This is a genomic window from Nonomuraea sp. NPDC050153 (genome assembly GCF_044460125.1).
Classification (GTDB): domain Bacteria; phylum Actinomycetota; class Actinomycetes; order Streptosporangiales; family Streptosporangiaceae; genus Nonomuraea.
The window spans coordinates 361,420-372,944 of the sequence record NZ_JBITJQ010000005.1 but is presented as its reverse complement, the minus strand read 5'-3'; the positions used below and the strand labels follow the sequence as shown (position 1 = coordinate 372,944).

General features: G+C 72.3%; 10 protein-coding genes. 5 read left to right on the top strand and 5 right to left on the bottom strand.

What is annotated here, in order from left to right; genetic code table 11:
- Positions 1 to 2: 2 nt before the first annotated feature.
- The 4 genes from ACIBQ1_RS16555 to ACIBQ1_RS16540 form a co-directional block, all read right to left on the bottom strand.
- Positions 3 to 839, bottom strand: a complete 837-nt coding sequence (locus ACIBQ1_RS16555) for a glutamate ABC transporter substrate-binding protein (protein ID WP_397278260.1) — start codon at positions 837 to 839, stop codon at positions 3 to 5.
- Positions 840 to 848: 9 nt separating this feature from the next.
- On the bottom strand, positions 849 to 1,592 hold the full coding sequence (locus ACIBQ1_RS16550; protein WP_364750794.1) for an amino acid ABC transporter ATP-binding protein: 744 nt from the start codon (positions 1,590 to 1,592) through the stop codon (positions 849 to 851).
- A 107-nt stretch (positions 1,593 to 1,699) separates the two neighbouring features.
- Complete coding sequence (locus tag ACIBQ1_RS16545) at positions 1,700 to 2,533, bottom strand: glutamate ABC transporter substrate-binding protein (RefSeq protein WP_397278259.1); 834 nt, start codon at positions 2,531 to 2,533, stop codon at positions 1,700 to 1,702.
- The gene (locus ACIBQ1_RS16540) at positions 2,530 to 3,216 is read right to left on the bottom strand and encodes a response regulator (RefSeq protein WP_397278257.1); all 687 of its coding nucleotides are present in this window, start codon (positions 3,214 to 3,216) and stop codon (positions 2,530 to 2,532) included. The genes ACIBQ1_RS16545 and ACIBQ1_RS16540 overlap by 4 nt, the downstream gene beginning before the upstream one ends.
- Before the next feature lie 163 nt (positions 3,217 to 3,379).
- Between ACIBQ1_RS16540 and ACIBQ1_RS16535 the strand changes: the two genes are divergently transcribed.
- The gene (locus tag ACIBQ1_RS16535) at positions 3,380 to 6,199 is read left to right on the top strand and encodes a response regulator (RefSeq protein ID WP_397278255.1); all 2,820 of its coding nucleotides are present in this window, start codon (positions 3,380 to 3,382) and stop codon (positions 6,197 to 6,199) included.
- 49 nt (positions 6,200 to 6,248) lie between these two features.
- Here ACIBQ1_RS16535 and ACIBQ1_RS16530 read toward each other — a convergent pair whose 3' ends face one another.
- Positions 6,249 to 6,749 (bottom strand): hypothetical protein, encoded by a 501-nt coding sequence (locus ACIBQ1_RS16530; RefSeq protein ID WP_397278253.1) that lies wholly within the window; start codon positions 6,747 to 6,749, stop codon positions 6,249 to 6,251.
- Here ACIBQ1_RS16530 and ACIBQ1_RS16525 point away from each other — a divergent pair.
- Genes ACIBQ1_RS16525 through ACIBQ1_RS16510 form a run of 4 tightly spaced genes read left to right on the top strand, consistent with a single transcriptional unit; the run spans position 6,712 to position 11,379 of the window.
- The gene (locus ACIBQ1_RS16525) at positions 6,712 to 7,062 is read left to right on the top strand and encodes a hypothetical protein (RefSeq protein ID WP_397278252.1); all 351 of its coding nucleotides are present in this window, start codon (positions 6,712 to 6,714) and stop codon (positions 7,060 to 7,062) included. The two genes, ACIBQ1_RS16530 and ACIBQ1_RS16525, sit on opposite strands and share 38 nt — an antisense overlap.
- A complete protein-coding gene (locus ACIBQ1_RS16520) occupies positions 7,062 to 7,940 on the top strand; it encodes a hypothetical protein (RefSeq protein ID WP_397278250.1) in 879 nt (292 codons plus the stop codon). Before ACIBQ1_RS16525 ends, ACIBQ1_RS16520 begins: the two co-directional genes overlap by 1 nt.
- Before the next feature lie 32 nt (positions 7,941 to 7,972).
- Positions 7,973 to 8,281 carry a YbaB/EbfC family nucleoid-associated protein gene (locus ACIBQ1_RS16515; protein WP_397278248.1) on the top strand — a complete coding sequence of 103 codons (309 nt, stop codon included), beginning with the start codon at positions 7,973 to 7,975 and terminating at the stop codon, positions 8,279 to 8,281.
- A gap of 56 nt (positions 8,282 to 8,337) precedes the next feature.
- Complete coding sequence (locus tag ACIBQ1_RS16510) at positions 8,338 to 11,379, top strand: BTAD domain-containing putative transcriptional regulator (protein WP_397278437.1); 3,042 nt, start codon at positions 8,338 to 8,340, stop codon at positions 11,377 to 11,379.
- Positions 11,380 to 11,525 lie beyond the last annotated feature (146 nt).

The window sequence follows — 11,525 nt, the reverse complement described above, 5'->3', positions numbered from 1 at the left end:
GATCAGTAGCGCTCCAGCTGCGGGGCCTGCGGGAGGGCGAAGCCCGAGGCGCCGACGCTGACCTGCAGCGCCTTCGTCCAGCTGCCGTCGGAGAACATCTTCTCCAGCGCGTCGTTGACCGCCTTGCGCCCGGCCGTGTCGTCCTTCTTCAGGCCGATGCCGTACTTCTCGGTGCTGAACGACTTGCCGACCACCTTGAGCTTGCCCTGGTGCTGGGCGGCGTAGCCGGCGAGGATGACGTTGTCGGTGGTGAGCGCGTCGAGCTGGCCGCCGAGGACGCGGTCCACGCACGCCGAGTACGTCCGCTCCTCCTGCAGCTGCACCTCCTTGGCGTACTCCGTCTTGACCTTCTGCGCCGGGGTCGAGCCGGCGACCGAGCAGAGCTTCTTGCCGTTCAGCGCCTCAGGCCCGGTCAGCTTCGTGTCGTCGGCCCTGACCAGCAGGTCCTGCCCGGCCACGAAGTACGGCCCGGCGAAGGACACCTTCTGCTTCCTGGCGTCGGTGATCGAGTACGTGGCGATCACCATGTCCACCTGGCCCTGCTCGATGAACGCCTCGCGGTTGGCCGACACGGTCTCCTTGAAGGTGATGTCCTTGGCCTCCACACCGAGCTGCTTGGCCACGTACTTGCCGACCTCGATGTCGAAGCCGGCGAAGCTGCCGTCAGGCGTGCGCAACCCCAGCCCCGGCTGGTCGGCCTTCACACCGATGACCAGCTTCTTGTCGTTCTTGGCCTTGTCCACAAGGGAGGCGTTGCTGGCCTCGGCGCTGCCGCAGGCCGTGGCGCCGGCAGCGAGCGCGATCACGGCGAACGTCGCATAAAGGGATCTGCCGAACATGACGGCTCCTTAGTGAGTGAGAATCTTGGCAAGGAAGGACTGGGCGCGCTCGCTGTTCGGGGCTCCGAAGAACGCGTCGGGGGTGTTCTGCTCGACGATCTCGCCCTCGGCCATGAAGACGACCCGGTCGGCCGCGCGCCGGGCGAAGCCCATCTCGTGGGTGACGACCACCATGGTCATGCCCTCGCGGGCCAGCGAGGTCATGACATCGAGCACCTCGTTGACCATCTCGGGGTCGAGCGCCGAGGTGGGCTCGTCGAAGAGGATCGCCTTGGGGTCCATGGCCAGGGCGCGGGCGATGGCCACCCGCTGCTGCTGCCCGCCGGAGAGCTGGGCGGGGAACTTGGCGGCCTGGCCGCCGATGCCGACCCGGTCGAGCAGTTCCTGGGCCTTGCGCACGGCCTCCGCCTTCGGCCGCTTCAGCACGTGGACCTGCCCGAGGACGACGTTGTCCAGGACGGTCTTGTGCGCGAAGAGGTTGAAGGACTGGAACACCATGCCCACCTCGGCGCGAAGTTTGGCCAGCGCCTTGCCCTCAGCGGGCAGCGGCGTCCCATCCAGGGTGATCGTGCCGGAGTCGATGGTCTCCAAGCGGTTGATCGCCCGGCACAGGGTCGACTTCCCGGCGCCGGACGGGCCGATGATCACGACGACCTCGCCCTGTCTGACGTTCAGGTTGACGTCCCTGAGCACATGATGGTCGCCGTAGCGCTTGTTGACCTGGTCCAGGACGATCAGGTCGGCCTCGGTCATGCGTCACGCTCCTTGTCTCGGTCAGCGATGGCGTAACCGTAGGAGTCGTATGTGTCACCGAAAGGCTTGTGCGCGTTCTGCTCAGTGATTGGCTGATCTGAATTCGATCAGGGCCGGTGGTCGCCTGGCCTGGAGGAGTCGGACGTCGCGCCGGAGACGCCGATGGTGTCCTTGTAGGCGCGGTCCCACTGCCCGTCGCGCAGCCAGCGGGCGATCAGCCCGTTGAGGTAGTCGCGGAAGGCGATGTCGTCCTTGCGCACGCCCATCCCGTACGGCTCGCGCCCGAACGGCTTGAGCACCAGCCGGAACTGGTCCGGATGCTGGTCGAGCAGGCCGAGCAGGATCGTGTCGTCGGTGCTGATCGCGTCGACGCGCCCGTTCGTGAGCGCGGGCACGCAGATGCTGTAGGCGTCGACGATCTCCAGGGTGGCCCGGGGCACCAGGGAACGCAGCCGCTCGACGGACGTCGAGCCCGTGGCGGTGCACACGGTCTTGCCGTTGAGGTCCGGCACGCCGTTGATGGTGGTGTCGGCGGCCCTGACGAGCAGGTCCTGCCCGGCGTAGTAGTACGGGTCGGTGAAGGCGACGAGCTTCGCGCGGACCGGGGTGATCGAGTACGTGGCGATGACGAGGTCCACCACGTTCTGGGAGATGAAGTTCTCGCGCTCGCGCGAGACGGTCTCGACGAAGCGGATGTTGCGCTCGCTGCCGGTGAGGTCCTTCGCGATGAGCCTGGCGATCTCCGCGTCGAAGCCGGTGATCCGCCCGCTGGTGGGATCCTTGAAGCCGAACATCGGCTGGTCGAACTTGGTGCCCACGACCAGGATGCCCCGATCCCTGATCCGCGCCATCGTGGAGCCCTCGGGGAAGGGGTTGCCGCCGCCGCACCCGGCGGCGGCCAGGCAGAACAGGACCGCGAGCAGCCCCCTGAGCGTTCTCATCGCACTCGGTACCGGTGCTGGGGACGCCCGGTCGGCCCGTACTTCGGCCGCCCTTCGAGCAGCCCGCGATCGGCCAGATGCTCCAGGTAGCGGCGGGCGGTGGCGCGGCTGACGCCGATCATCCCGGCCAGCTCGTTCGCCGACACGTCCTCCGGGACGGCGGCCAGCGCGTCCAGCACGGCCTGCTCGGTCGCCGCCGAGATGGACTTCGGCCGGGCGCCCTGGTCGAGGTGGAGCGTGCGGAAGATGCGGTCGATCTCCTGCTGCTCGGCGAACCGGTCGCCCGACTCCAGCTGCTCGGCCGTGGCCGCGTAGCGCAGCAGCGTCTGCTCCAACGTGCCCGCCCTCGTCGGCTTGACCAGGTAGTAGAGGGCGCCGCGCTGCATGGCCGCGCGTACCGTGGCCGACTCCTTGCGGCCCGAGATCACGATGATGTCGATGGGCGGCTGCTCGGGCCGGCGCAGCCGGTGCGCGACCTCCAGCCCCGGCAGGTCCGGCAGGTGCAGGTCGAGCAGCACGAGCCGGGGCGCGAAGCGGCCGGCGGCGGCCAGCGCGGCCTGCCCGGTGTGCGCGATCCCGACCACTCTGAACCCGAGTACTCTGTTCACCTGCGCGTGCAGGGCCGCCGTGACGACCGGGTCGTCGTCCACGATGAGAACGGTGATGTCCCGTGACTCAGGCACCGCCACTCCTCGTCCAGGTGCAGGTCTTACAAATTAGAGTGAGCTTAGGCGGCTTTTGTTACAAAAGCTCAAGTTTTGCGCGTTCTGCTCACCGTGATCCGCCGCAGATGCCCTCTTCCTCTTACTCTGTAGCCCAACCGACAGGGGGAGAGGACGGACGCCGGTGAGATGGGTGCTCGCGGTGACTGCCCTGTGGACGCTGCTCGGCCTGTTGCCCCTGGCGCTGCTGACCTCCTCCAGTATCTCCCTGTCCGAGGACACCGTGCGCGACGAGGTCGACGACCGGGTCAGGATCACCGCCTCGGTGAGCCGGGTCGTGGTGGAGCAGCAGATGGGCTCGCTGGAGCAGCTCGTCACCGCGTTCGCGCAGCGGCCCGCGGTGCGCGACACGGTGGGGCACGCCACACCCGCGGCCATGCGCGACCACCTCGGCGAGCTCAAGCAGCTGCGCGACGGCATCAGCGGGCTGATCCTGGTCTCCTCGGACGGGCGGATGCTCGGCGCGGAGCCGAAGACCGTGCTGCCCCAGGACATCGCCGCCGCCGACTGGTACCGCGCCGTGCGCGACCGGCGGGCGGCCCACATCTCCCAGGCGTACACGCCCACGATGGTCGACGTGTCCAGGGCCGTCGCGGTGGCCGCGCCGGTGCTGAGCGCCGACGGCAGGCGCATGCTCGGCATCCTCGCCGTCGTCTACAGCCTGGACGCCATCCAGGAGTTCGCCAAGGAGGCCGCCGAGGCGCAGGACATCCGGCTGCTGATCACCGACCGGGCCGGCGTGCTCGTCGCCGACCCCGGCAGGAAGCTGCTCGCGCTCACCTCGCTGCGTGAGGACCCGCGGGTGGACGCCGCGCTCGCCGGGCGCACCTGGAACGGCCCGTTCCAGGGCATCGACGGCACCGTGCTGTCGGCCTCCGAGCCGATCCCGGGCATCGGCTGGACGGTCACCGCCGAGGTGTCCGCCTCCGAGGCGCTGGCCTCGGCTGAGCGGCTCAGGACGAACGTCATGACCGTCGCGGCCCTGCTGGCGCTGCTCATCCTCATCGGCCTGGGCCTGCAGATCCACTCCACGCGCGGCCGCCGTCGCGCGCAGGCCACGCTGGCCAGGTACGCGGCCGAGCTGGCCGCGGCCAGGGACGAGGCGGTCAGCGCCTCCAGCGCGAAGTCCGAGTTCCTGGCCAAGATCAGCCATGAGATCCGCACCCCGATCAACGGCGTGCTCGGCATGAACTCCCTGCTCATGGGCACCCGCCTGGACGACGAGCAGCGCCACTACGCGAGCACGGCCCAGGAGTCGGCCCAGAACGTGCTGCGCCTGCTCGACGACTTCCTCGACCTGTCCAGGATCGAGGCGGGCCACCTCCAGGTCGACGCGGTGCCGTTCGACCTGCCCCGGCTGTGCGACGAGGTCGTCGCGCCGTTCGCGCCGCACGCGTACGAGCAGGGGCTCTGGCTCACCCTGCGGCTCGACGACGGCGTGCCCCGCCAGGTGGCGGGCGATCCGGCGCGGCTGCGCCAGATCCTCACGAACCTGGTGGGCAACGCGCTGAAGTTCACCGTCCAGGGCGGGGTCGACCTGCACGTCGCCCTGGAGGAGGGCGAGCCCGGCGACGCGCGGGCGGTGCTCAGGTTCGCGGTCGCCGACACCGGGATCGGGGTGGGGCCCGACGACCGGGAGCGGGTGTTCGGCGTCTTCCGGCAGGTCGACTCGCCGATCACGCGCAGGACCGGCGGCAGCGGCCTGGGGCTGGCCATCGGCCGGCAGCTCACCGAGCTCATGGGCGGGGAGATCGGGCTCGACAGCGTGGAGGGCGTGGGCAGCCGGTTCTGGGTGCGGCTGCCGGTGGACGTGCTCACCTGGTCGGAGCCGTCGGTCGAGGCCCTGCAGGGCAGGCGCGCGCTCGTCGCCGACCCGCGGCCCGAGGACCGCGCGCTGGCCGCGCGGTTCCTGGCGGGCGCGGGGCTCGACGTGGCGGAGACCGGCGACTCCGCCCTGGAGCTGCTGCGGGCCGCCGCGACGGGCGGGCGGCCGTACGACCTCGCGGTCGTCGCCCTCGACCTCGGCACCGAGGCCGAGTCGACCGCCCAGGTGATCCTCACGGACCCGCTGCTCCAGGCCACCAGCGTGGTCATGGTCGTCACGCCCGGCCGGGCGGGCTTCGCCTGGCCCGGCGCCGTGGGGGAGCGGGCCGTGCAGTCGATCACCCGGCCGCTGAGCCGCCGCCGCCTGCTGGCCGCCGTGGAGAACGCCCTGGTCACCGCCGAGTGCCCCGGCGAGCCGCGCGAAGGCGTGGAGCTCGCGGGCCGGGACGGCGGCGCGCGGATCCTGGTGGCGGAGGACGACGAGGTCAGCCGCCAGGTGGCGATGCTCGTGCTGCGTCAGGCGGGGCACGAGGTCGAGGTGGTCGACGACGGGGAGCAGGCCGTGCGCGCCGTGCTGACCGGGGGCTACGACCTGGTGTTCATGGACTGCCAGCTGCCCGTGCTCGACGGCCTGGCCGCGACCGAGGAGATCCGGCGGCGCGAGGACGCGCACACCCCGATCATCGCGATGACCGCGGCGGCGATGCCCGACGACCGGATCCGCTGCCTGGCGGCCGGGATGGACGACCACCTGGCCAAGCCCGTGGACTGGCCGCGCGTGCTCGCCAGCATCCCGGAGTGGGCCGCGTACTCCGGGCTCCCGCCCGAGCTGGCGGGCCTGTCGCCGGAGGCGCTCGCCGACGTGGCGGAGGCGTACCTGGCCACCGCGGCGCGGACGTTCGAGGAGCTGCGGCAGGCGGCGCAGGCCGGCGACGCGCCGGAGGTGGCCGCGCTCGCGCACCGGCTCAAGGGCAGCTGCGCGACGGTCGGGGCGGTCCGCGAGGCCGAGCTGTGCCGGCGCGTCGAGGACCGGGCGCGTACGGGCGCCGTCGATCGCGAGCCGCTCGACGAGCTGGGCGAACTTCTCAAAGTCACGCCGGCGTGGATGAACATTCCGTAGCCGCCTGTTAACACCTGTGATATTTGTCGACGTTAGTGTCGCACTGTTACTAATCGTGTTTGTTTGTAGTGATAGGAGGGGCGATGGCTGATTTGTCTGGTGAACCCAGTCCAACGACCACCCCTGGCCCGACGGCCGGCCCGACGTCCTCCCCGACGCCGACCTCTTCCCCGACGCCGACGTCCTCCCCGACCCCCACCCCCACGGGCTCACCGACCCCGACGGGCTCGCCGACCCCGACGCCCACCGGCTCGCCGACGCCGACCCCCACGCCGACCCCGACGCCGTCAGGGACGCCCACGCCCACGCCGACGCCCACGCCGACTCCGACGCCCACGCCGACGCCGACTCCGACGCCCACCCCGACCCCGTCGGGCACGCCCACCCCCACTCCCCCGCCCACCTGGTTCCCCACGCCGACGCCCACCTGGTCGGTCACCCCTCCGGAGCCGTACCCCACCCCCACGCCCACCCCCACCCCGCCCCGGCCCCCGAACGCCCCCGGCGACGGGTTGAAGATCGAGTGGAGCTCGATCCGCCGCCTGGCCACGCTCTTCGACAAGACCGGCGACGACGTCGTGGCGCTCTACGGCGGCTGCACCTCGCTGGCCGGCACCTCCGACCTGGTCGGCGGCGACGAGGACGGGCGCGCGTTCGCCGAGTGGTACAACGACGGCTACGACTCGCTCACCGACGCGTTGAGCCGCATCGCCGAGCGGAACTTCAGCGCGGCGGGCGACTTCCGCGACTTCGAGAAGTTCTGGGACTTCCTGGAGCAGGAGCTCATCGCCACGCTCCCCAAGATCCCCGACCTCCCCGAGCCGCCGATCCCGCAGGCTCCGCCGCGCAAGGAAGGCGCCTGATGTTCGACCCCTTCCAGGCACTGGCCTGGTTCGCCGGCGTGTACGTGCCCGTGGCCGACGTGAGCAACCTGCGGGAACGTGCCAAGGCGCTGCGCGCGCTGGCCACGTCCATCGGGAAGGTCGCCCACGAGACCGGCGTCGGCGTCGCCGAGTCGCGCAAGGCGAACGACAGCCGCTCCGTCGACCGCTTCGCCGACGTGTGGCCGAAGGAGCTCGCCCCCCGCTACACCGCGCTCCAGGAGGAGCTGCTGGACCTGGCGGCGGGCTGCGAGGAGTACGCCGACGCCGTGGAGGAGCACCGCGAGCAGCTGCGGATCATCGGCACGTACCTCGCCGCCATGGCCTTCACGATGATGTTCGGCTTCGTCTACCCGGCGGCCAGGGTCGCGGCCGAGCGGGCGTTCAAGTGGCTGGTGGCCAGGGCCAAGCTGGAGCGCACGATCTTCCAGAAGATCACCAAGATGATCCTGGAGATGCGGATGGGCAAGCGCCGCGTCGGCAACTACGTCGTCCGCGAGGGGCTCGACGCGCTGGCCGACTCCGTCCTTTGGACCGTGCTCAAGACCGGCGTGCACGCGGGCAGCTCGGCGGCCACGGGGCAGCCGATGGGCAACCTCGGGGAGTACGCCGCCAAGCACTTCGCCGCCGAGATGGCCTACAACGGCGGCATCAAGGCGCTGAACGACGTGCGCAGGTTCTTCCCCGCCACGAAGGTCACCGACACGCTGCTGGGCTCGGGCCCGACGGGCAAGTTCGTCCGCCGCACGATCTCGGCCGCCACCATCTACCCCCTGGTCGCCGGCGGCTCGATGACGACGCAGGGCGCCCTGCGCTCGGCGCTGGCGCACGCGCCCAGGGCCTTCATCTTCAAGCGTTGAGATCTTCGAGCGTTGAGCAAGTGAGGAACACGATGACGACACCCCCTACCGGAGACCCGGAGCTCGACCGCGCGCTGGCCGAGATGGCCGCGCGGACGGCCCAGTTCGAGGAGGTGAGCCGGCTGCTGGAGGAGACCCGGGGGCGCGGGGAGAGCGCCGGCGGGCAGGTCGTCGTCGAGCTCAAGCCCACCGGCTCGCTGGCCGCACTGCGCATCGACCCGCGGGCGATGCGGCTGGGCTCGCAGGCGCTGACGGACGCCATCGTGGAGGCCTTCCGGCAGGCGGAGGAGGACGTGACCGGCCAGTCGTTCGACCTTGCCAAGACCGTCTTCGACGCCTGACCGCCGCGCGGTTGGCGCGATATGGGGTGAATGGCAAGCTTGGTGCCGTGCGTGTGATGTTGCTCGGCCCGTTCGAGGTGCGTGACGGGGAGGGGCGCCGGGTCGAGATCTCCGGCGCCAGGTTGTGCGCGCTGGTGGCCAGGCTCGCGCTGGAGCCGGGCCGGGTCGTGTCGTTCGAGGTGCTCACCGCCGCCATCTGGGGCGAGCGCCCGCCGGCCGGCAGCGCCAACGCCCTGCAGTCGCTGGTCTCCCGCACCCGGCGGCTGGTCGGCCACGCCGCGATCGAGTCGCATCCGGCCGGCTACCGGCTCGCGATCGACGCCGACGACGTGGACGTCTCCCGGTTCGAGCGGCTGGCCGGCGCGGGGAGCCTCGCCGCGCTGCGCCAGGCCGAGGGGCTGTGGCGGGGGCCGGCGCTGGCGGACCTGGCCGGGCTGCCGTTCGCGGACAACGCCGCCGTACGGCTGGACGAGCTGCGCCTGTCCGCCGCCGAGGACCGGCTGGAGCTGGAGCTGGGCGCGGGCAACGACGTGCTGGCGGAGCTGGGCCCGCTGGCGGCCGCGCACCCGCTGCGCGAACGCCTGCAGGGCCTGCTCATGCGGGCCCTGTACGCGGCCGGCCGCCAGGCCGACGCGCTCGACGCCTACGAGCGGACCCGGCGGACGCTGTCGGAAGAGCTGGGCGTCGACCCGTCCGCCGGGCTGGCCGAGCTGCACCTGTCGATACTCCGCCACGACCCGCAGCACCAGGACCGCCGCCGCGCCCGCAGGTCGAACCTGCGCGCCCAGGTGACCAGCTTCGTCGGCCGCGAGCAGGAGCTGGCCCAGCTCGCCAAGGCGCTGGAGACCGGCCGGCTCGTCACCGTCGTCGGCCCCGGGGGCGCGGGCAAGACCAGGCTCGCCGTCGAGGTCGCGCAGCGCTCGGCCGACCTGGCGCCCGACGGCGTCTGGCTGGCCGAGCTGGCACCCGTCACCGACCCCCACGACGTCGCCAACGCGGTGCTCACGGCGGTCGGCGGCAGGGACGGCGCCTGGTCCGAGGCCGGGGAGGGCGGCGCCGCCGAGCGGCTGGCGGAGGTCTTCGCCCAGCAGAGCGCGCTGCTCCTGCTCGACAACTGCGAGCACGTCGTGTCGGCCGTCGCCGAGCTGGTGGACCGGCTGCTGGGCGCCTGCCCCGACCTGCGCGTCCTCGCCACCAGCCGGGAGTCGCTGGCCGTGGCGGGCGAGAGCCTCTACCCCATCCCGCCTCTGGAGTGGCCCGCCGGTGCGGCCGAGGACGCCCGCGGCTACTCCGCGGTCCGCCTCTTCGCCGAACGAGCCGTCTCGGTACGCCCCGACTTCACCCTGGACGAGACCACCGCCGGGGCGGTCGTCGAGATCTGCCGGCGGCTCGACGGCATGCCGCTGGCCATCGAGCTGGCCGCGGCCAGGATGCGCGCGCTGAGCGTGGAGCAGATCGCGGCCAAGCTCGACGACCGCTTCCGCCTGCTCAGCAGCGGCAGCCGGACGGCCCTGCCCCGGCACCGCACCCTGCAGGCGGTGGTCGACTGGAGCTGGGACCCGCTGCCGGGGGAGGAGCGGGAGCTGGCCATGACGCTGGCGGCGTTCCCCGGCGGGGCCACGCTGGAGGCGCTGGAGGCGGTCAGCGGGCTCGACCCGCTCGACGCGCTCACGGCGCTGGTGGACAAGTCCCTGGTCGAGCTGTCCGGCGGGCGCTACCGCATGCAGGAGACGGTCAGGTCGTACGGGATGGCCAGGCTGGCGGAGTCCGGGCAGGACGCGGCCGTGCGGGACGGGCACGTGCGCTATTTCCTGCGGCTCGCCGAGGCGGCCGACCCCGAGCTGCGCGGCGCCGGCCAGCTCGACTGGCTGGCCAGGCTGCGGGCCGAGCAGGACAACCTCCTGGCCGCACTGCGGTTCGCGGCCAACGCGGGGGACGCCGAACTGGGCGTGCGGCTGCTGGCCGCCCTCTGGTGGTTCTGGTTCCTGCAGGGCATGCGGGTCGAGAGCGTGCACTGGACGCGTGGCGTGCTCGACCTGCCGGGCGAGGTGCCGGAGCGGCTCCGGCCCGTACGGCTGGCGTTCCAGGGGCTCGTCCGCCAGCAGCTCGGCGACCCGGTGGCGGCCCAGCGGGCGGTCCAGGAGGCGCTGGACCTCGGCGACCGGCTGGGCGGCCCCGCCGGCGTGCCGCTGCTCTGCGCGCCGATGGTGCTGGGAGACCTGGTGCTGGCCGCACGGGCCGCCGAACGGTCGCTGCCGGGCCTCACCGGATGGGAACGGGCGTTCGCGCTGATGACGCTGTCCATGGCGGCCGAGAGCAAGGGGGACGTCAGCGGGGCGTTCACCCTCGCCGACGAGACGCGGCGGGAGATGGAGGCCCTCGGCGAGCGGTGGGGGCTGTCCTCCGCGCTGCGCGTGCTGGCCGAGCACCACGACCGCGAGGGTGATCTCACCGCCGGGATCGAGGCCAGGTCGCGGGCGCTGCGCCTGGCCGGTGAGCTGGGTGTCGTGGAGGACCAGGCCGCCATCCTGGCCAAGATCGCGATCTCGTACGCGCGGTCGGGCGAGCACGACCGGGCCCGGTCGTACATGGACGCGTGCTGGGACTGCGTGCAGCGGTTGCGGCGGCCGGAGGGCGTCGAGTACGTCCGGCTGTCGCACGTCGAGGTGCTGCTCCGGAGCGGCGCCCTGGAGGAGGCGCGGCGCGAGCTGCCGGCGCTCGAAGATCCGTCCTGCCCTCCCGAGGTGCGGGCCTGGGCCGCCTGCTTCCGCGCGATGGCCGCGCTGCTCGACGGCGACCGGCCGGGCGCGGGGCCGCCGCTGGACGCGGCGATGGAGCTGGGGGACCTGCCGATCCTGGCCGCCGCCGCGCACGTGCGGGCGGCCGCGCTGGCCGACGACGAGCCGGCGCGGGCGGCGTACCTGCTGGGGGCGGCGACCGCGCTGCTCGGGACGGAGGACCGCAGCGGGTTCGGCGACCTGCTGCGGCCCGCGGAGCGGGCGCGGGCGGCGCTGGGGGACGAGGGGTTCGCCGCGGCGTACGAGAGCGGCGCCGCGCTCACCCGCGACGCCGCGATCAGCGCCGTCCGGCCGGTGTAGCGGCCTTCGCGGGCGGTCAGCAGGAGCAGTCACAGCAGTCCAGATGCCGCAGGAAACAGCGGTCCTCGCAGGCCCGGCCCGCCTTTCTGCTCCACAATACGACCTCGCAGGATTCGTTGATGATCGAGGGAATCGTACGAGTTTTG